The sequence below is a fragment of the Cytobacillus sp. Hm23 genome (assembly GCF_051842895.1).
Taxonomy (GTDB): domain Bacteria; phylum Bacillota; class Bacilli; order Bacillales; family SM2101; genus Nanhaiella.
Genome location: NZ_JBPXRQ010000013.1, coordinates 64,671 through 86,109, shown reverse-complemented (window position 1 = coordinate 86,109; position 21,439 = coordinate 64,671). Strand labels below are relative to the sequence as shown.

General features: G+C 34.1%; 17 protein-coding genes. 6 read left to right on the top strand and 11 right to left on the bottom strand.

The genetic code is table 11. From position 1 onward, the window contains the following. The first annotated feature begins 347 nt into the window (after positions 1-347). On the top strand, positions 348-1,520 hold the full coding sequence (locus ACSVDA_RS10630) for an oxalate decarboxylase family bicupin (RefSeq protein ID WP_485883050.1): 1,173 nt from the start codon (positions 348-350) through the stop codon (positions 1,518-1,520). A 3-nt stretch (positions 1,521-1,523) separates the two neighbouring features. On the opposite strand, the gene ACSVDA_RS10625 is transcribed toward ACSVDA_RS10630, so the two are convergent. The 3 genes from ACSVDA_RS10625 to ACSVDA_RS10615 all read right to left on the bottom strand — a co-directional run bounded on the left by ACSVDA_RS10625 (position 1,524) and on the right by ACSVDA_RS10615 (position 6,454). Beyond that, the gene (locus ACSVDA_RS10625; RefSeq protein ID WP_485883048.1) at positions 1,524-1,658 is read right to left on the bottom strand and encodes a hypothetical protein; all 135 of its coding nucleotides are present in this window, start codon (positions 1,656-1,658) and stop codon (positions 1,524-1,526) included. A 350-nt stretch (positions 1,659-2,008) separates the two neighbouring features. Further along, positions 2,009-3,475 (bottom strand): protein adenylyltransferase SelO, encoded by a 1,467-nt coding sequence (locus ACSVDA_RS10620; protein ID WP_485883046.1) that lies wholly within the window; start codon positions 3,473-3,475, stop codon positions 2,009-2,011. Between the two features lie 246 nt (positions 3,476-3,721). Further along, the gene (locus ACSVDA_RS10615; protein ID WP_485883044.1) at positions 3,722-6,454 is read right to left on the bottom strand and encodes a GTP-binding protein; all 2,733 of its coding nucleotides are present in this window, start codon (positions 6,452-6,454) and stop codon (positions 3,722-3,724) included. A gap of 224 nt (positions 6,455-6,678) precedes the next feature. On the opposite strand from ACSVDA_RS10615, the gene ACSVDA_RS10610 reads away from it, so the two are divergent. After that, on the top strand, positions 6,679-7,122 hold the full coding sequence (locus ACSVDA_RS10610) for an SRPBCC family protein (RefSeq protein ID WP_485883042.1): 444 nt from the start codon (positions 6,679-6,681) through the stop codon (positions 7,120-7,122). A 151-nt stretch (positions 7,123-7,273) separates the two neighbouring features. On the opposite strand, the gene ACSVDA_RS10605 is transcribed toward ACSVDA_RS10610, so the two are convergent. Both ACSVDA_RS10605 and ACSVDA_RS10600 read right to left on the bottom strand, forming a co-directional pair. Beyond that, positions 7,274-7,465 (bottom strand): YwbE family protein, encoded by a 192-nt coding sequence (locus ACSVDA_RS10605; protein WP_214480569.1) that lies wholly within the window; start codon positions 7,463-7,465, stop codon positions 7,274-7,276. A 130-nt stretch (positions 7,466-7,595) separates the two neighbouring features. Beyond that, on the bottom strand, positions 7,596-7,751 hold the full coding sequence (locus ACSVDA_RS10600) for a hypothetical protein (RefSeq protein WP_485883040.1): 156 nt from the start codon (positions 7,749-7,751) through the stop codon (positions 7,596-7,598). Positions 7,752-8,077: 326 nt separating this feature from the next. On the opposite strand from ACSVDA_RS10600, the gene ACSVDA_RS10595 reads away from it, so the two are divergent. Beyond that, on the top strand, positions 8,078-8,734 hold the full coding sequence (locus ACSVDA_RS10595; protein WP_485883039.1) for a hypothetical protein: 657 nt from the start codon (positions 8,078-8,080) through the stop codon (positions 8,732-8,734). 384 nt (positions 8,735-9,118) lie between these two features. Here the strand turns inward: ACSVDA_RS10595 and ACSVDA_RS10590 are convergent, their stop codons facing one another. Continuing rightward, positions 9,119-11,200, bottom strand: a complete 2,082-nt coding sequence (locus tag ACSVDA_RS10590) for a choice-of-anchor J domain-containing protein (protein ID WP_485883038.1) — start codon at positions 11,198-11,200, stop codon at positions 9,119-9,121. Between the two features lie 318 nt (positions 11,201-11,518). Continuing rightward, positions 11,519-12,409, bottom strand: coding sequence for an AraC family transcriptional regulator (locus tag ACSVDA_RS10585; RefSeq protein WP_485883036.1), 891 nt, complete (start codon positions 12,407-12,409; stop codon positions 11,519-11,521). A 106-nt stretch (positions 12,410-12,515) separates the two neighbouring features. Here ACSVDA_RS10585 and ACSVDA_RS10580 point away from each other — a divergent pair, with 106 nt between their 5' ends. After that, on the top strand, positions 12,516-13,460 hold the full coding sequence (locus ACSVDA_RS10580) for a DMT family transporter (protein WP_485883034.1): 945 nt from the start codon (positions 12,516-12,518) through the stop codon (positions 13,458-13,460). A gap of 406 nt (positions 13,461-13,866) precedes the next feature. Here ACSVDA_RS10580 and ACSVDA_RS10575 read toward each other — a convergent pair whose 3' ends face one another. Continuing rightward, entirely contained in the window at positions 13,867-14,952 is a 1,086-nt protein-coding gene (locus tag ACSVDA_RS10575) for a tetratricopeptide repeat-containing glycosyltransferase family 2 protein (protein WP_485883033.1), read from the bottom strand. Between the two features lie 410 nt (positions 14,953-15,362). Here ACSVDA_RS10575 and ACSVDA_RS10570 point away from each other — a divergent pair, with 410 nt between their 5' ends. Beyond that, a complete protein-coding gene (locus tag ACSVDA_RS10570) occupies positions 15,363-15,911 on the top strand; it encodes a hypothetical protein (protein WP_485883031.1) in 549 nt (182 codons plus the stop codon). A gap of 120 nt (positions 15,912-16,031) precedes the next feature. Here ACSVDA_RS10570 and ACSVDA_RS10565 read toward each other — a convergent pair whose 3' ends face one another. Both ACSVDA_RS10565 and ACSVDA_RS10560 read right to left on the bottom strand, forming a co-directional pair. Next, positions 16,032-17,420, bottom strand: a complete 1,389-nt coding sequence (locus tag ACSVDA_RS10565; protein WP_485883029.1) for a sensor histidine kinase — start codon at positions 17,418-17,420, stop codon at positions 16,032-16,034. After that, positions 17,413-18,087, bottom strand: coding sequence for a response regulator transcription factor (locus ACSVDA_RS10560; protein WP_485883027.1), 675 nt, complete (start codon positions 18,085-18,087; stop codon positions 17,413-17,415). The genes ACSVDA_RS10565 and ACSVDA_RS10560 overlap by 8 nt, the downstream gene beginning before the upstream one ends. Positions 18,088-18,839: 752 nt before the next feature. Here ACSVDA_RS10560 and ACSVDA_RS10555 point away from each other — a divergent pair. Further along, positions 18,840-19,907 (top strand): MBL fold metallo-hydrolase, encoded by a 1,068-nt coding sequence (locus ACSVDA_RS10555; RefSeq protein ID WP_485883025.1) that lies wholly within the window; start codon positions 18,840-18,842, stop codon positions 19,905-19,907. A gap of 90 nt (positions 19,908-19,997) precedes the next feature. Here ACSVDA_RS10555 and rlmD read toward each other — a convergent pair whose 3' ends face one another. Next, positions 19,998-21,431 (bottom strand): 23S rRNA (uracil(1939)-C(5))-methyltransferase RlmD, encoded by a 1,434-nt coding sequence (rlmD, locus tag ACSVDA_RS10550; RefSeq protein WP_485883023.1) that lies wholly within the window; start codon positions 21,429-21,431, stop codon positions 19,998-20,000. Positions 21,432-21,439 lie beyond the last annotated feature (8 nt).

The following is a 21,439-nucleotide window of genomic DNA, read 5'->3' as shown; positions in this document are numbered from 1 at the left end:
GTTGTTGCTTTTCGTTCTAAGATATAAGTACGTATACATCTAGCGGTCGAGGCATCTTTTCTACTTTTACAATTACTGAGCTCTCATAAAACTAAACATTCTGTAAATTTTTTAATAAAAAAACAAAGATTTACGAAAAGAGCCATAAGTTATTATGTAATATGCTCACTATTCATACTTTATTTTAAGTGACGGCATTGTCACTTTCAAGTTTTTTTTGTTAATTTTCTTAATTTTTTTATTATGTTTATTATAACTTTTTCAATGGACATATGGGTAATATCGAATTCATAAACTATATATCATAAACAACCAACGTTAGGATCACATATCAAGGAGTGTTCATAATGAAAAAACGACATCAGATTCATTCGGACGATGTGCCTCAGCCAATTAGGGAAGATGGAGCAGGTGCTACTGATCTTGGACCTAGAGACATTTTGAGAGATATTGAGAACCCAGATATGCTCGTCCCTCCTAAGACTGATGCTGGCAGAATACCTAATCTAAAGTTCTCATTTTCTGATACACCAATGAATCTATATCACGGAGGATGGGCACGAGAAGTGACTGTTAGAGAACTACCAATTGCAACTACAATCGCAGGTGTCAATATGCGTCTAACCCCCGGTGGCGTACGTGAGTTACACTGGCATAAACAAGCCGAGTGGGCTTATTTACTTCTAGGGAAAGCACGGATTACAGCAGTTGATCAGGATGGTAGAAACTTTATTGCAGATGTAGAGGCAGGTGACCTTTGGTATTTTCCACCAGGTATTCCACATTCCATTCAGGGATTGGATGGAGGCTGTGAATTCTTACTCATTTTTGATGATGGAAATTTTACGGAGAGCGATACCTTTATGCTCTCGGACTGGTTTGCTCATACACCAAAGGATATACTGGTTAATAACTTTGGAGTATCTGAAAGTGCTTTTGCTCATATACCTACCAAGCAACGATACATGTTTCAAGCACAAGTTCCTAAGCCAATTAACAATCAAATAATTCAAAGCCCCTATGGAACTGTTCCAAAGAGCTTTACACATCGTTTAATGGCACAAGAGCCAATCATAACTTCTGGGGGAACTGTTCGAATCGTTGATTCTACCAATTTTCCTGTTTCAACTACAATTGCAGCTGCTCTAGTTGAAATCAAGCCTGGTGCCATGAGAGAAATGCACTGGCACCCAAACACAGATGAATGGCAATATTATCTTACTGGTAAGGGAAGAATGACAGTATTTGCAGCAGAAGGTACCGCACGAACCTTTAATTATAGGGCGGGAGATGTCGGTTATGTCCCGTTTGCTTTCGGACATTATATACAAAACATCGGAGAAGAAAGTCTTTGGTTTTTAGAAGTTTTTAAGAGTAACCGCTTTGAAGATATATCTTTAAATCAATGGTTAGCTCTCACACCACATGAGTTAGTGCAAGCTAATTTGCATGTAGGGCCAGATCTAATGAACGCTTTACGAAAAGAGAAGTGGCCAGTCGTAAAATACACTAATACGTAAATATTAATTACGTAAATTGTTATTGATCTCCTCTTTTCCTTCACAATAAAAAATCAATACATTTTGAAGAGTAAGGGCTTTGTACGACTCTAGTGTTGTTGTTGCAGTCATTGTAAAAAACGCCTTCTTTTTAGTCATCTCCTGATTGAAATACACAAAAGGACCTTCAAATAAATTCGACGCTTTTCGAAAACACTGATTAATTTCTGGATAAAGACATTATTCTGTACTATGTTCACTGTTTACTATTAAAATCTTGTTATATTATAGTGTTTATTACTCCATATATGGACAGCTTTGCATTTAGGGTAGTGCCGTTTTTTGTTGACTACAAGATAAGCAGTATATACATAATCATAATTAATAACTTAATTGCCCGAGGCTGAAACCTTTTAAAAGTTCCACTAATATGGGAATCTCGACACTTATTAGTGGAACTTATTTAGTTTTAAGATTTTACGATCAATACCGATTTCGCCACCTGATCATCATGTACCACAAAACGTTCGGTATGGTTTGACTGATGGTTCTGGTGGTGTGCTATATTCAACCTGCTCTGAAGTGTGGCCGTATGGGTTCGAAAGAACGTGTAGTAGCCGCTCCATCACGCTATAATCTCCGCTTTCCACTGCTGCATCTAGCGCATCCTCTACCCGATGATTGCGGGGGATGATTGCAGGGTTGCTACCCTTCATCAACTGTTTCGATGCAGGGCTCGATTCTTGTTGCCTTTCTAACCTCGCTTGCCATCTTTCATACCAAGTAACAAATTCCCCTGTCTTAAACATCACAGTATCTTGTAAAGTATCAAAAGTTAATGCACGGAATGTATTCGTATAGTCAGCACGATTCTCTTGCATCATTGTTAAAAGATCTTTAATAAGAAGTTCATCCTGTTCCTCTTCATTAAACAGGCCAAGCTTTGCTCTCATACCTGAAAGCCAATGACTATAAAATATACCATTAAATGCTGAAATCTTCTCCTGAGCGATATCAATTGCTCGTTCCTCATTAACATGTAGTAGGGGCAACAAAGATTCAGCAAACCTTGCAAGATTCCATCCACCTATCATTGGTTGATTACCAAAAGCATAGCGTCCTTGTGTATCAATCGAACTGAACACCGTAGCTTCATCATAATGATCCATAAAGGCACAAGGACCATAATCGATCGTTTCTCCGCTAATGGTTGTGTTATCAGTATTCATTACTCCATGGATAAAGCCAACAAGCTGCCATTTAGCAATAAGTGAAGCTTGGCGCTCGATTACTTCCTGAAGTAGTGCACCGTATCGATTTTCATCGGCACTGACATCAGGAAAATGCCGATCCAAAGTATAATCTGCTAGTATTTTGAGTTCTTCAACTGTACACCCATTCCGAACGTATTGAAAGGTACCAACACGGATGTGACTAGCAGCGATACGAGTCAATATAGCACCTGCTAAATCCGTTTCACGTATAACTGGCTCACCAGTTGTTACTACTGCTAAACTACGTGTAGTAGGGATATTTAGAGCATGCATCGCCTCACTAATAATATATTCCCGCAACATCGATCCCAGAGCTGCACGACCATCACCACCACGTGAATATGGTGTCCTACCTGAACCTTTTAGCTGAATATCAACAAGCTCACCTTCAGGCGTATGCTGTTCGCCTATTAGTAAAGCCCGACCGTCCCCTAGCATAGTAAAGTGCCCAAATTGGTGTCCTGCATAAGCTTGTGCAATAGGCTGAGCACCTTTAGGTACATTATTACCCGCAAGTATCGCGAGCCCCTCTTCACTTTGTAGTTCCTGGACGTTCAACCCTAGTGTAGCTGCAACTTGCTCGTTAAGTATTATTAACTTAGGTGATCGTACAGGGTTTAAGCTTAAACTAGAGAAGAATGACTTCGGTAAACGAGCATAACTATGATCTAAGCTCCATCCGATTCCTTTTTTACTTGTCATTGTAACTCCTTTGCTATACATATTTTTTGTAGTCCTTATTTTTTTACAAACACAGTACCCTCTTTTTATATCACTGTTTTTGCATTGATTATAGTTTTTCGGTAAATTGACAACCGTATAAAATCTCAGTTTCAGTTCTAATTTAGTAATAATAGCAGCTAAATGCACAAAAACTGCCTGACAACAACACTTAAGTCTCATCTGAGTATAAATCTAAAAAACGATAAGTGGCACTCATCAATCATTTTATATGTTTCTTATTAACCATTCCTGTAGTTTATGTCTTAAAGTAAATAACGATACAGGGTCATCTACTAAATGCGGATTTGATCTCATATTCATTAACGTTTCAGAGTTTCGGCCAATTTCTTGTTTCATCTCTTGTAAACTACCATCTAACACTTGATGCGGTTGTGTAAAGAAAGATGATATATCCTCTGCTAATGATTGTTCAAACCAGTTGAACCTCTCTAGCAATTGATTTGTAAAGGCATCTGTTACATCAACGTAATCCTCATTTTCAACAAAACTTTTGTATTTATTATATATCATTTCATTATTTGGCTGCAGCATTCCAAACAACTTTCCAGCACTCTTCAGCATCATCTGAGAAGGAGTTCGTCTCAAAAAGATATTCTGTTTTGTAAAATGTGTTTTTACTGCCAATCTATTAGCATCTCTTCGCCAATCATCTAATATTTTGAAGTCGCATTCTAATTTCACTTTTTCTTCTTCATATATCTTGTTAAATTCAACGCTCATTTCAGTTAAAAATTCCTGACTATCTCGTAGTACTTCTCCCGACATTTCAACCCATTGTTCAATAGAATCGCGTAATTTAGGTAAAATCGTTTGTTCAATATATTGTTGTATTTTCATGTTCATTTCTTCATTTATTTGATGATGGATCGTTCCTAAATCACTACGCTCACTAATCATATTTGAACATTCTTTTAATATTCTTGGAATATTGTCTTCCAATTCCGATCTATACTCTTCTTTCCGCGATCTGAACATATTTATAATCACTTGTACTTTTTCTTTCTCTATATCACTTAGTTGGTGAATTGCCCCATTTAGCTTCAATACCATCTCTTCTTGTGATTGTATTTCATTCGTTAATGCTTGTTCATTCTCAATGCGTTTTTGCAAAATATAAGTAATCGTTTCTCGAATATAATAGAGAATCTTTTTCGTACGTTCATGAATGAGCTTTTTATTAGTTAAACCTGATTTCACCGCATTCGCTAATTCATTAAAGTTCGATTTGTTCATTTCATGTTTCGTATATGAGAAAATTCGAGCATTCGGGAAATACTTGTGAATCATAGCCTTAGTATCAGCTATCGTTTCTTCATGTATATCTTTATAATAATCTCTTTCTACTGTCATTGAAACAAAATGCACAGGTAAAGACGGATTCATTTCTTGTAGCTTAATTAACAATTCCACCTCTTTTTCTGTCAAAATGTTGCTACTATCAAGAACAAAAATTAATGAATCTGCAAGTGATAAATATTTAAACAACATTTGGTTATGACTTAAGAAACCTGGCGTATTCATCATTGTTATTTGATGTTGTTGTAGAAATGTAGATGGTAGCTTAAAATCAAACATTGTATTCGTGTCAATCGAACCAAAAGAAAGCGTTTGATGAAATTCACTTAAATTTGAAATTTCTTTAACATCCGAATCCAAAACCTCTTTGATTTCCTTCTTCTCTCCATTGTTAAATACGACAAATGGTGTAGATCGATTCTCTGCTAAAACATGATCCCCAACCAAGGAATTGATAAAAGTTGCTTTCCCATTTTCAAATGCACTTGCAATTAGCACACGTTGTGTTTGTAAAGTTGTTAGTTCGTTTACAATCCACTTCAAACGATTACCTACATGTAACGCGTGTTGGTTTGACCAAGTTAAGATGTCATCAAATAATGTCAGACTATCCTCAAGCCCGTTCTCATACAGATGATCTGTTAAAACGTGTTGTTCACATTGTCGAACAATATCAATAGGGATGTCACCATTAAAAACCTCATTCCAAGATAAGATCGCTGCAGATACAAACATCGCTTCATTATCAGGTGTAATATGTTTCCATACGTGTAAATAGATCGGGACAATTGTTGCTAACTCTTTAATTGAATATGGTCCATGAAGAAAATCTATATATGATTTCTTATATAGTTCACTTAACTTCTCCCACTTATGAAGTTTGTTGTCTTCATCATCCTCTCCAACTAATATCTCATTTATCACTGTAATCCAAGCAAAATAGTATTCTTCGTCTTTATAGCTCATCCAAAGTGATTGGACCATTGACTCAAAATGAGATAAATCAATTTGGTACAAAATAAGCAAAGGTTCTTTAAAAAGATCGGGGTTTATTGATTTCGCCCAACCTTCATCTATATATATCATTAAAGTGTTATACCACTCGATTGATCCTAATCGTACTGCTTCATTTTTTGCAAGCTCAATCATGCTAAAATAATCTTCTTGTTCCTCAAAATAATTTTGTGCTAACTTCGTTACATTCGAATAATCTGGGTTAAATGCAACAGCATCTCTAATAGCTTTATTCGCTAACTGTTTATTTCCTTGTTCAATATAAAGAGTATGTAACTTTAAAGAAATTTCTGAAGTAAGTGTATTAGAGGTTGTTATAATTGAAGAATAAACATGCTCAGCCTCAGCATACATCTGTAGTTCAAGGTATGCATCTGCAATATTTTTCTGAGCCCAAGGTTTAAGCTCATTTTCAACCTTTTCCCATTTAAAAATGGCTGCTTCGTAATCATTACTTAAGTAGTAAACCTCCCCTTGAGCGTACCTAATAAAAGATAACTCAGGCTGTTCACGTTGCTGCTCGTTAACAAAAAGCTCACCAAGCACACGAATAGGATAACTTGATTGATAATCTCCCATAAAAGTCTCGTAATAAGACTTATTAATTAATTGTTGTTCTACAGTCATGACATTCCTCCGATGTATTTATTGCTAAGCCCTATAGCCAAAACTGACCGCTGTTACTGTATTCTACCAAAATTCTAAGCAAAGTAGATTTCAATACACTTTCATTTTTGTTACAAACAAAGAGAAAACTGTAATGATTCACAATTTAGAAGAAATAAATAACTTTTTAACAATTTATGCTAATGTAATACTATAGATTAATAACAGAAGGGAGTCCTTGAACAGTGTTGACAATTCACCATAAAACATATATTAAAATTCCAAAAGAAATAGTATATAAAACGATTACTTCTGCAGATGGCTGGAATGCATGGTTTACAGACCAAACATCTTTACATATGAATGCGGAAGGTACGGGTGATATTCGGTTCAAATGGAGTAATTTCGGAATTGAAAATGCAAACCTTGAAGATGGTGGGAAAATAATTGAGAGTATCCCTAATAAAAAATTTGTTTTTCAATGGTCACCAGGAACAAAACATACTACAGTTACTTTTAAGCTAGAGCCATATAAAGAAGGTACATTAATTGACCTCACCGAAACTGGTTATACTAAATCGGATAAAGACCTCAAGGCATGTATAGGGTGTGCAACAGGTTGGGGAGAAGCACTTACCCTATTAAAGATATACCTAGAAGAGGGAATTGTTTATAAACAGGATTTATAAACAATAGTTGAAATTGTAATAGTATAGGAGTATCCAATCAACTTAATAAATTATTGCTATTATCACTAAACTAGACAAGTGTTAATGGATATTCCATTGATACTAAGCTGAACAACTACTACTACAAACATTAGTTGAAAACAGTCTATATTTATAAGATTCTCTGCACCCTACCAACTTGACCATCAATTAATCTTACTTTAATCCCATGGGGGTGATGAGGAGAGTTCGTTAGAATGTCTTTTACAATACCTCTAGTTAGTGCTCCAGTCATTTGATCTTTTTTTAACACAATCTCTACTTCAAGTCCTCGTTTAATGTTTGACCTTTGTTGACCGTTCATTGTTATCACCTGTTCTCCTTTATTATGTAATACGGTGTTTGCATATTTATAACAATTATATATGATTGATAAGGCTTTTTTCAAAGCAAGTACATTCATGAACTCTTTTGTACTTTGTTTTTATATTGTCTTAATCTTCACCATTATAATAGGCAAAAGCTTGAACAGGATGTAATGCTAACGCTTTAGCTGCTATTGTATCTTTCATTTCTAGACTACCATCAATATACACATGAAAATAAGACTCTACATCTATAAACTGATTTTTTTTGTACCCTTTATGCACCCAAGGATCATCCCTAGTCCATGCTTCTAATCGATTTAAGCCTTTTTCTATGGCTATCTTTTCTGCCTCTCGTTCTAAGATTTAACACGTATACATCCAGGGTTCGTGGCACCTTATCTACTTTAAAAATTATAAAATCTTATAAAACTTATCTTACTGTCCATTTTTAGAAAAAATAGCAACAAAGTTTACGAAAAAAGCCTAGTTAAATTATCACAAATTTATAGAACGATCGATAGAATGAGTACCCTATGTTAAAATAAAATCTATAGTTACATATATAGTTTTTACAATATATATTAACTAAATTATTGGTGGTGTAAACTATGAACAAGGAACAGAAGAATAAGAAACTTACTGTTACGAGTGGCAAATTGAAAGACATAGACGCTCAAATAGAAAAGTTAAACATTCGCGGTTCTGTTACTATTCCTCAGGATGTAAACGTTAAAGTAATATCATCACATGGATCTAGCTCGTTTCACTCAAAAGTTGTTGCTGATCTCTTAAAAAATGCGGGTTCTTGTGTAATAAAAGGGAATATTGAAATAGCTGAAATAGAGAATATGGGCAATTTACATATTATGAATGGAAAAGCACAAAAGATTGTAAGTTCAGGCAGTGTTACAATTGATCAAATACTTCAAACAGATCAAATGAAATGTAACGGAGTCGTGTTTGCAAAAGGGTTATTTGCAAAGCAATTTCATATCAAACTATCAGCCAAAAGTCATATAAATAAGTTAATAGCTAAAGAAATCATTGTGGAACGGGATAGAAAAACTATCCCCTTAGTTGAGAAAAAACTAGTAAGCCAGTTTATTAAAGGTGAAAATATTCGTCTTTCTCATGCAGAAATCGATGTTGTTGAAGGGAATATTGTAGAAATCCGCAAGGGTTGTAAAATAAACACGCTGTATTATAAAGAAAGCTACAAAATCTCTCCAAACTCCCAAGTCTTACATATTAAAAAAAGGGGATAGAGGCATTGGATTTGAAACAAATGCTATTTCGTTGCTAATATTAATCATCCCTATTTTATAGATTTAATTGTAGCACTTATGTTACTCGTTTTCATTTCCCCCTTTGTTTTACGAACTTTCAACTCTGTCCAAACTCAATTGACTTTTTGTCAAGATCGACATATTCCAGTTACTCTAAGTATTTCTTTTCTTTTATCTCTCCTTGTTTCTTACTTGTTTTTGTTCGATTTATGTTAAACGCTTTATAAAATTATAGTTGATATAGTTGTAAAGGTAAGAATATCCTATATACTTTTGTTGGTATGTATAGAGGAACATAATCTTGATAAAAACAAAAAGAACTAAGCGTTGAGCTTAGTTCTTTTTATTTACATGGTACAAACTTTAGTTACCGTTCTGGTCTTTTTTTGAATCACTTTTCGTAATAATTTCATATGTGAAATCAACGAAACCTTTTGTACCAACAGGTGGTGCATACCAGACGATCATATAGTTTTTACCGTCTTTAAATAGTTGACGTAATTCTAATGCATCTTCGTCAGTTACATTAAATGGCTCTACATTGACAACTTTATACTTTTTATTCTTGCCATCTTTACCAACAGCTCTTTCATTAATGAACGTTACAGCATAATCAACATATTGCCCTTTTACTTCATTGATTGATTGTAAGCCATCTAATGAATTTCCATCATGAACATAGCCAATTTCTGGTATTTCAATATTATCAATGAACCAACCTGAATCATTGTATCCCCAGTCAGTCATATAACGGAAACCAACTAAAATCTCTTGACCAGCGTAATCAGAAAGATCAAATGTTTCTTTTTGCCAATCATCATAATGCCCAGTAAATCCTGGAAGGTTTTCTTTAATCTTTGGATAACCTTCTGGCACGATATCCGAGCGCGTGTTTTCATTTGCTAGGCTTGTCCAATTTTCGCCACCATCAGTTGAAACTTGGACAATTCCAAAGTCCCATTGTTCCTCAATATCGATATAATTATCGAATTGCAACGTTGCCTCGTTTACATTACTAAGGTCAGCTTCTAAAACGATAAAATTATCTGCTTCATCGCCTTCGCTTGCCCATAATACTTCATTACCTGATCCTAGTGGATCTTGAGCTACTTCCCAAGGAATTGGAAGGAAATCAATTCCATCAAAGTTAATTGTACGAATCTTATCATCTAATTCAATAACTTTGAAGTTCCCTCCCCACGCTGGAACACCATCCTTTTCGAAAGCAGCTGCAGATTCAAAATTCACCTGTAGATCAATGCTTTCAAATTCATAGATTCCATCACCTGGTTGCGCGCTATCAATAACTAGTGCTGTGTTAAATCTACTAAATAGTTCAGGGAAATCAATACCTGTATTAAATGCTGACAATTGGTTGTTTACACTTTCTATACCATTAGCTTCGTCTTTGATTAACTCTTGAATAAACTCTGTTCCAAATTGTTCACTTAAGTAAAGCTGTAGTAAATACGCTTGGCCGTAATCTGCTAACGTTTCTGGAGCCATTCCAGCTGCTAGGAACTCATCCCACTCTACAAGTGAATTTTCTGGATGATCTAAGAAATAATTAACATGACCCATCGGATGTCCATAACCAGTTAAGTACTCTGCATAATCAGACATACCCTCATTTATCCAGTTCTCTTCATCACTATCATTATCATCATGAATTAAATGTTGATATTCATGCGCAACCGTTCCTAGGAAACCATCTAATCTATTTTCCCAATCTAACGTATCAATTGTTATAATATTACGATCAATGTATGTTTCAAATAGAGAATAATAAAACCCTGCAGTAAAAAATGGATAGTTTGGATCATTGAAGTTTTCATCAACGATGTTATCCACTAACATGATGTTTTTACCTTCTTCAGATAGATAATAGTCTTCTGGTAAATCAAGAATTGCAGGTAATTGAGCGTGCTCTCCAGTTAAAAAGTCTGATTGTCCGAAAAACTCTGTTTCTACTGGATAAATATTATTATCAAATTCATCTCGTAATTTATCAACTTGTTCCTGAGTGACTACGTGAGCTGGTCTTGGGTCTCCCTCTGGAAAAGAAAGATCATCTGCAACCCATACTTCTACATTTTCACCGACACTACGGAGAGTGAATGTTTTCAATTGTAAATCTTGGTTCAGGAAATATTTAGTACCGCCATCAAATGAAAAAGTACCTTCAGATGAATTTTCTGCATCTACTTCCTCACCGTTTAAATTAATATTATCAACTTGAGCAGCAATATCTTCTCTTGCCTTTTGTAAAAATCCTTCGTCCTCAGCTTGTGCTCTTAGCTTCGCTCCGATATCTAAAACATCACCATATCTCTCAGCATTCCAATCTTTCGAAGCTGCACTCACTTGAGCCCCACTAAAAGAAGGTGTCAATAAAGACAGTGTTAGTGCTGTTGCTGAAACTGCTGAAAAAAGCTTCTTTTTCATATGTATTCCCCTTTCTTTTTTCTACAATCTTTCTTGCAAATATGAGCAAATTTAAAAAATAATTGAAGAAAATTGTCGTCTCCAATCGCTATTATACAATAGTATTCTAAAGTTTTTAAATAGTTCAATTATATTAGTTTTATGAGTTTTCTGTATTTTAAATATAAGAATTAGTGCTATTGTATTATTTTTTTTGGATTTTTTTCAATACTTACAAAATATTACTATTTTTTAACCTCTTACTTCTTTTGACTTGCATTCTAGTAAAAAAATATGTCATTAAGTTCTAACTCCTTAACTAGCACTTACCTCTCATAATCAAGGAACTATTTTATTCTTTTTGTATGCTAATGGAGTCATATTGATCGACTTGCGGAATTTATCGATAAAATAGCTTGCACTATTAAAACCTACCTGATAGGCAACTTCAGTAACATTTATATCCTCTTGTTGCAATAAGACTAGGCTTTGCTGAATTCGATAATCCATCACATAACCTAACGGTGTAGTATTTAACATCCGTCTAAAATATCTACAACATTCAGATCGACTCAATTCGCCTGCTTTTGCAATAGCTGCTAACGTAATTTTCCGCTCATAGTGGAGATGAATCCAGTTCAACATTTTTTTCATTCGCTCATTTTTTACCACTTCCGTTTGAACATATTCAAGGTTAAATCTGTTAACAATTAAGCTTTTCCAAATATTCGCTAGTTGCATAGTGATATCAATTTCAAAACATGCTAATTGGTGCTCAATTAACTGCTTAATTTCTCCAATTACATCTAGTATGTTTTTCCCCCAATTTTCATTTGTGTCTACATACAAATAAGGTAGATTCGTAGCTTGAATATACGGAGTAACATAGGTTGAATATAATTCTTGTGATAATAAAAAGTGTGGAGCAACATTCAAACAAATATAAACACATCCTGATTGATCCTTATCTTCAGCCATATGCAAGCAACCACTATTGATAAATAACCCATGACCTTCTTGAACAACTATCCTATCTTCATTTATTTGAAATATTGCTTCCCCTTTTTTAATGAATACAAATTGAACTTCATCATGCCAATGAAGTGGAATATATCCATGTATATTTTGCTTAATCTCAGTTTCGTAACATGCAATAGGTAGTGCAACTGTTTGGTGCTTCGTTTGCTCTTTTAAGCTTTGTTGGTCCACTTTAAAATTCTTTACTTGCACACAACCACCTCAATATACTTATATTTTATAGTGATATTTATGTATAAATTCTAATTATTTTCACTTATTATAGCACTATTATTATATTTTATATGGAGGTTACATTATGAAAAGACCAACTAGAAGAACTGGATTACTTCTCGTTATGATGGGAGCTCTATTATGGGGCGTTGGTGGTACAGTTGCACAAAAACTCTTTCAACAATACGCCATCGATGTCAACTGGTTAGTAACAACACGATTACTCATCGCCGGCTTATTACTCATATCGATCCAATTTGTTCGAAAAGACCGCACTCAAATACTCGGGGTATGGAAGAATGGGAAGGTAGCTATACAACTCATTATCTTTGGCTTATGCGGGATGCTTGCGGTGCAATACACTTACATGGCATCCATTAAACTTGGAAACGCTGCTGTTGCAACACTGTTACAATATTTAGCACCAGTGTTTATTATCGTTTACTTAATAATACGTAAACAAACTATTTTAACGAAGCGAGATCTACTAACTGTGTCTCTCTCTTTAATCGGATGTTTTTTCTTATTAACTAACGGATCCTTTTCACAATTGTCAGTTCCAACCATTGGGATAGTTTGGGGTGTGTTATCTGGCGTAGCATTAGCATTTTATACTTTATATGCCGTTCCTTTGCTGAAACAATACGATTCCCTTGTCATCGTTGGCTGGGCTATGATTATAGGTGGAATCGCTTTAAGCTTTGTTCATCCACCTTGGCAAATAGATTATTCAAGCATTAATGCACTAAGCTTCTTTTATCTCATATTTGTCATCGTATTTGGAACAATGATTGCATTTTGGTTTTATATCGAAAGCTTACAAAGTCTCTCACCTAAAGAAACAAGCCTTATAAGTAGTTTAGAACCATTAGCTGCTGTATTAACTACGGTATTTTGGTTAAAAGAGCCCTTTGGATTTTTTCAATGGCTAGGTACCACTTGTATCATAGGGATGATTATATTGTTGGCTCTAAATAAAAACTATTCAAAGAATAATCATACGAATAATAAGCCTCTAACAATTAACTGATGCCGGCTAATTGTTAGAGGCTTAATATCTTACGTTACAGAAAACGAAACACTACGTGATAGGATTTAAGAAGTATCCCTTCTAAAGTAACTTTTCATACACTTTGTTGCTTTTTTTATTTACATTTGAATAACTGATGTGTATTAAATAATTTTTTTAGTCTTTTGAGAAGAAAAGGTGTCACGAACTCTAGTTGTGTACTTATTTGCCTATTAATACGAAAAACAACAATTAATGCGAAAATAGCCATACTAAATGACAATAGAAAAATGAGATATTAGGCGGATATTATCATTTTATAGAAGAAGAAGTGTCACAAAACTATACAGTGTGTACGTATTTATTGCTAATGAATCATTGCGCAAACAGGCAAATTCAGTGAACATCTGTATTCATGAACAAATATTCAATTATTCTGATTAGTTATTTCATGAAAAAACTGATTATACTCCTTTACTACAGAACTGTCAGGTATATATTTTGCTGCTAAGTCATTATGCAATTTTGCATTTTGATAATCTTTTAAATGAATATAGCAGCTGCACAATTCAAGGTGAGGAAGCCATGTGTAACATGGTTCCTGAAAGATTGTTACACGGTCCTCTAATTCTGGGATATCAAGATTAGTAGCTATTTTATACCAGCTTATTGCCTGAGTTATTTCGTTTTTTATTTGAAAACAATATGCTAATCTACAACACATTTCTGCTCTGGGAGAATCAATTGTAAAAGATGTTAAACAATACTCAATTGCTTTTTCATAATCTTTTAGACTAATATAAGTATCCGCAAGCTTCCAACATGCATAGTTACGAAAATCTTTAGCCTGATTTTCTGTGGCTAAAAAGGTGTCGAATAATTCAATGGCTTTATCAAATTGTTGATGATCTAAACATTCATTTGCATAATGAAGCACATCCCTCGGAGGTAACGTTTTCTTTTCTGCAATGACTTTTTCGTATATCTTTATGTTGCGATCTGATTTTGTTCGGACTTTTTTGTGCTGAATAATAATATTTGCTTTGAATACTTTACCTGAAACTTTAATTTCCTCATGAACATATCCATACCATTTAAAATTACATTCCCTCTTCACTATCCGATTACGATAGATTGTTAAGATAGGCCTTCCCTCTGAGTCAAAGCTATATTGATAAGGCATCATGATCGCATCAGGGTTAAGATCCAACAGGTTTTTCTTTATTTCAGCAATTTTATGCTGACTTTCATTTGGTACAATATCATCTGCATCAAGCCACATAATATAATCTTTCGTAGCTTTTAAGAAGGAGTAATTTCGAGCCTTTGAAAAGTCATCTACCCATTCAAAGTCATAAATTTTATCAGTATATTTCATTGCTATTTCCTTCGTTCTATCCGATGATCCAGTATCAACAATAATAATTTCATCCATTAATTCGGCTATAGAAGATAAACAATTATCTAATACTTCCTCTTCATTCTTTACAATCATACAAAGGCTAATTTGCATGCTTTCACCTCCGTTTAGAGCTCATTGTTGCTAATATTTTATGATCTATGATAGAAGGTGTTACAACGGATACACAGATCTAGAAGTGAGGGTATATATTTGAATCCTATACATGCAGTTTAAAAACCTATTAAACTTGTTCAAATTATTGTATGTGCATGGAAGAAAAAAGTGTTTACTCGATAGTTTGAAAGGTTTTAGACTCATCTTTTTAGCTCGAGTCTCTCAGTAAGAGTTGGATAAATCGATAAGCTATATACCTTTATACCAGTCATAATAAAACTTCGATAAACTTTGTACAGTTCCCAATAAAATGCACACTTAACCCACACATGAATTACACATGAAATTCATATTAAAATGTTGTAATACACTTGTAAGAAAAATTTTCAAAAGGAGAGAATACTAATATGAAATTTTTATCTTTAGCAATTGCAGGTGGTCTATTAACTACAGGATTAGGAGCTTCAGGAGTATATTTAACTGAAGACGAAAATTTAACAACAGAGGAAAAATTATTAAAATATGGTACTGAGTTCGAAGGAGGAACCCAAATAGCTATTAAAGATATTCCTCAAGATCTATGGGATGAAATAGAGGCTACTAATTCTATAGATGAGCATAACTATCAACTTTTAGAAGTTTATGAAGACGACAAAACAGGACTCCACTTTGTACAAGACCCTGAAACAAAAGAATATTTGCACAGGTTAAAAACGCTTAAAACAGATATCAATACAGGTGAAATCTTTGACGCTGAGACAGACGAATTATTAACAAAGCCTTCAGAAATTGTTGAACGATTGTGGGTTGAGGTTGAAGGAGGAATGCAAATGTCTAAAGATGATGTTCCAGAAAAACTCATGAATCTTTTAAATGACGAATTAGGCCCTATTGAAGAAGAATATAAACTAATCCAAGTTGATCCAGAAACAGGAGAGCCTATTGAAGAAAACTAAAGTAAGCAAGTTGATTTAATATACAAATATCCATAGGAGCAATGAACCAAAATTTCTCCTATGGATATTATAGTTAGAAATGCTTCTTATACCACTTACTAAACCACAATACATATTTAGTTATACTGGAATATTAATCGTAAATAAAACGCCATTCTTCACATTTTTTATTTCATATTGTACATGGATAATATTAAAAACACGTTTTACAAGATACAATCCAATACCTGTACCACCAGAATTACGATTCCTTGACTTTTCCAATCTATTAAACGGCTCAAAGATTGTTTTTAAGTGGTCTTCTTCAATGAACACACCTGAATTGAATACAGATACGTTAATATTTGTATCTTCCTTCTGACAAGAAATTTGAATTTCTGCTTCATTTGGAGAATACATCATCGCATTATGAATAACATTTCTTAGCCCTTTTTCTAAGAGGTTTTTATCTGTTTGAACGAATATATCAGGATCAATTTCTAAACTTACATTTAATTTTTTGTCAGATGAAAAATAGGAAAAAGAATAAACAATATCCTGTAAAGTTCTAGATATATTCACGTCACTTAAAGATGGATTAAACCCTACATTTTCGATTCTAGAAAGATTCAAAATTTCTTTAACGAGACCCTCAAGGTCCTCCATCACGTTCAAGCTTCGTTTCAAGTAACTATCGCGATCTTTATATATTCCTATACGATGAAGCATCCCTTCTAGTTGACCTTTTACGATCGTGATCGGGGTTTTTAATTCATGTGAAATTGCCACAAATAGATCTTTTCTTTCTGCTTCAATACTTTTTACATGTTCGATGTCTTTTGTTAATAATTCATTTGCAATATGAAGATCATCTATTGTCCTTTGTAACCTAGATGACATATTATTTAAGGTTTCTGCTAGTTCACCAATTTCATCCTCTGCTTTATACTCACTTTTAGTCGAAAAATCTAGTTTCGCCATTTTTTTCCCTACTGAGTTAAGCTCTAGTAAAGGCTTGGATAAAATTCTTGCATAAAACATAGCTCCTAAAATCGAAATGAGAAAAATGACAATGATTACATAAGGAAAAAACCTTAATATAGCACTTTGAGCTTCATCAACAGGCTGCAAGGTCTGAGAAATTTTAATAATATAATCTCTTTCTTTTAAAGAAATTGACTTCTCTAATTCATTTGTTTCTAATAATTCTTGCCTAAGATAATCTTTTGGAGCTGTAACCAAACCATAGTCGCTTTTCGTATCTATTAAGTATACCATTGCATTATTTTCATCCTGATATTGTTGTGAGGCTTCAAAGAACTCTGGTAAAGTCTTACCTTCAGTCTCTTTAATTAAATCAGACATTGCAGTTTCTAACCGATTCAATTTATAATCCTTATAATATCCTGGAAGGAAAAAATAAATTGAAAAGTAAATCATTAAAGAAGCAAATAATAGTAATAGCGTTGTTATAACAAAGATTTTGAAAACAATACCTCTATGTTTCATTTGACTAAGAAATTTACTCATTTATCTTATATCCTAATCCCACAACTGTTTTAATGTAGTCACCGTTTATTTTTTTTCGGAGATTCTTAATATGAGTATCAATGACTCTTGTATCTGCATAAAAATCATATCCCCATAGTTTATCAATCATCATCTCTCTCGTAATCACCTTTCCTTTATTCTCCATTAACAGCTGAAGCAATTCAAATTCCTTCTTCGTGAGGTTCACCAAACCGTTTTCTTCATAAGCTTGGAAAGATTGTAAATCAAGAATTAAGTTTTCATATGTAAGCTGTGTGCTTGATTTATTCTTTGGTCGTTTATTTCTTCTTAGTATGGCTTCTACTCTCTTAATAAGAATGTTAAAAGAGAAGGGTTTTGTAATATAATCGTCAATGCCTAACTCAAAACCTTTAATTTGCTCAACATCATCTTCTAACGCAGTAAGCATAATTATCGGAACTTCAGACTGTTGTCTTATAAGTTGACAAAATTGAAATCCATCCATATTCGGCATCATAATATCCATAATAATAAGGTCTATTTCTTCATATTGCTGAAACATTGTAAACCCTTCAAGGCCGTCACTTGCCAATTTCACACGATACTGCTGTGATAATAAAAATTCGCTAATTAGTTCGCGAATATCATTGTCATCTTCAACGACAAGAATTGTAGGCATGATCATCACTCTCCCCTAATACATAAGCCAATTGGGCATCTTATGAAATATTATCTCATATTCATGTGTATTCTATGTGGAGTTGTCCATTTAATATATAGGAGTTTCAAAGGAAGAAAGATTATGATAAGTAATCAAATTGATTGTTCTATTTCATACTAATAAATAAACAAGGATACAACTATAGTTTCGTAGCATCTCTTCTTCAATAATGATGATTAACTTATAAGATTTTTTTTACTAGCGTAATTTTGTATAAATAACAATAAAGTTTACGAAAAGAGCCTTTTCTCTATCAGAATATAGTTGCTGTATCAATTAGCTTCTCTAGTGCTTTTAATCCTTCCATGTGCTGTTTTACTCTTTTCAAGCATTTAAGTCATCTTAAGAAAAAAACTCAATACATTTGTATTTATGAAAAATCTATCATTTCAATTGCCTGAATATAAGCTCTTCAATAGTCCATTAAATTAGCTATTGGAAGCATCAGTATGTTCACTTGTAATGGAGCATTCTCCTTTTTGAACATATGTGACTTCATTTCTACAAATCGTTTATAAGTCTCCATCATGAGAACCTCGTGAACATATATTGTCTATAGTTATATAAGGTGTTCGTAACTAAACAAAATGATTACTTTTTTTGTTCTTTTGACTCGAACATCTTGAGCATAATAAAAAAATAAATTCGCATAATAAAGACAGTGAAATTAGTCTTTTTTCACGTACCTAATTCAATGCAAAGAAAGGGTGTAAAACTTGTTTCAAAAACGACGGATTTCAAAAAAATTGATTGTAGTTTTTATTATGGCACTTACACTATTACAAGCAACATATCACGCTCAAAGTGTTATGGGATATGAGCAGGAAACTGAAAGAAATGACATGATAATTCAAACAAATAGTAGTAATGAATTAGAAGAAGAAAGCCGAGTAGCTCCACTTCCTGAAAATGCAAAAGGACCAGCTATTCCCATGGATAAAGGATATTTAGTCGAAGAAATAGGAGATGGAATTTATGCAGTAATGGATGGCATTTTCACGACGATGTTCCTCACTACTGGCAAAGGTGTAATAGCGGTTGATGCACCACAGTCACTAGGAGAGAAGTATTTAAATGCGATCAAAGAAGTAACAGATGAACCGATAAAATATCTCATCTATACTCATGCACATAAAGATCATATTGGTGCTGCATCTTTGTTTCCTGATGATGTAGAGATTTTTGCGCATGAAGAAACAGCAAAAATATTAGAGAAACGACAAGATCCTAACCGTCCAATCCCTACAAAACCATTTAAAGGTAGTCAGAAGAAGTTAAAACTTGGTAACAAGGAACTTCTATTAGATTATATGGGGGATAATCACCAAAGAGGTAACATATTTATTTATGTACCAGATCAAAAAGTTCTAATGGCTGTGGATATCATTTTTCCAGGTTGGGTACCTTTTCGTTATTTAGCTCTTTCTGAAGACATCCCAGGGTACATAGAAGCTCACGCTAAAATAATGGAATATGACTTTGACACATTAGTTGCTGGTCACGTTACGCGCTTAGGTACACGTGAGGATGTTCAAACTCAAATTGACTACATGAATGATGTACAGAAAAACGCAGAAAATGCTCTGAAAACGACTGATCTTAATGCAATCGGGCAAAATGTCGGCTTTGAGAACCCTTGGCACCTTATGGATGTTTATTATGATGAGATGATCAAATCTTGTAATGACGCGACCGTTCCAAAATGGATTGACAAACTAGGTGGAGCTGATATATATACCGACACTCACTGCTCCAAAATAATAGATAGTTTACGACTTGATTAATGAAACAATGTGACCTTTGGAATATTATGATTAAAAGTAAAAGCAGACTTTTGCAAGCTGCTTTTACTTTTTGATACCTTCTTAGTTTTACTATTTATTCAACTCCAAGACTGCGACTGCCTCTACATGCCCCGTATGTGGGAACATGTCAACTGGTTGAATATATTTTATTCTATATAGTCTATTTAGCTTTTCAATATCTTTAGCTAGTGTTGATGGGTTACAAGAAACATAGATCACTTTTTTCGGTTTAACCTTTTGAATTGTTTGTAATAACGCATCGTCACAGCCTGACCTTGGTGGATCGACAACAATTGTGTCTGGCTTCCATCCTTCTTTGACCCATTTCGGTAGCAGTTCTTCGGCTTTTCCTTGGACGTAAGTGGCGTTTTTGTAGCCGTGTTTTTTAGCATTTTTATTTGCGTCTTCAATAGATTCCGCAATGACATCCATACCACGAATTTCTGCTGCACCCTCAGCCAACCATAGACCAATAGTTCCTACACCACAGTATGCATCAACAACTTTTTCTTTACCAGTTAAAGCGGCTGCTTTTTTCACTTCTTCATATAGCTTTACCGTTTGGATTGGGTTTAGCTGGAAGAACGTTCTCGCCGATAACTCAAATGATAAGTCACCGAGTGTTTCTTGTATGACTTCATTACCATGTATATGAACTGTTTTTTCTCCGAAAATGAGCGACGTTTTTTGACCATTAATGTTTTGCATAATGGACTTTACTTCTGGCAAACGGTTTGTAATTTCTTTGATTAGCTGCTCTTTACGAGGCAGCTTATCCGTTCTCGTTACAAGCACAACCTGTACTTCCTCTGTTTTAAAACCAACCCTGGTTACAATTGTTCTAATATCTCCTGAGCGTGATTTTTCATTGTAAATTGGTATTTGCATGTCTTGTAATATGCGTTTAAGGACATTTGTCACTTTTGTCGTTGCTTCATGCTGAATCATACAGTTATTGATGCTCACAAGTTGATGTGAGTTCAAGCCGTATAACCCCGCAATGACATTTTGCTTTTGCATACCTAGTTGGAATTGGCTTTTATTTCTGTAATTCCATGGGTCTTCCATACCGATGGTTTCTTCTATTTGAATTTTTTCAACAGGTACTTTTCCATAACGTTCAAATGCCTGTACTACGATATCACGCTTTTGTTTTAACTGCTCATTATAGTCAAGATGCATTAATTGACAACCACCACATTTAACATATAAAGGACATGGTGCTTTAACACGGTGTGGTGATTTAATGCGAATTCTTCTAATAATAGCTTCTGCATATTTAGAATGAATAACCGATGCTTCTGCTAAGATTTCTTCTCCAGGTAAGGCTCCTGGTACGAAAACAACTTGTTTTTTGAAATACCCTACACCTTCACCATTAATGCCAAGTCGTTTGATCGTTAACGGGAATTGCTGACCCTTTGTAAGGGTAATTGATGTATCTTGTTTTTGCTGTCTATTTCGATTTTGTTGCCTTGAGCGATTTTGTCGTTTCTGTTTCATTGTCACAA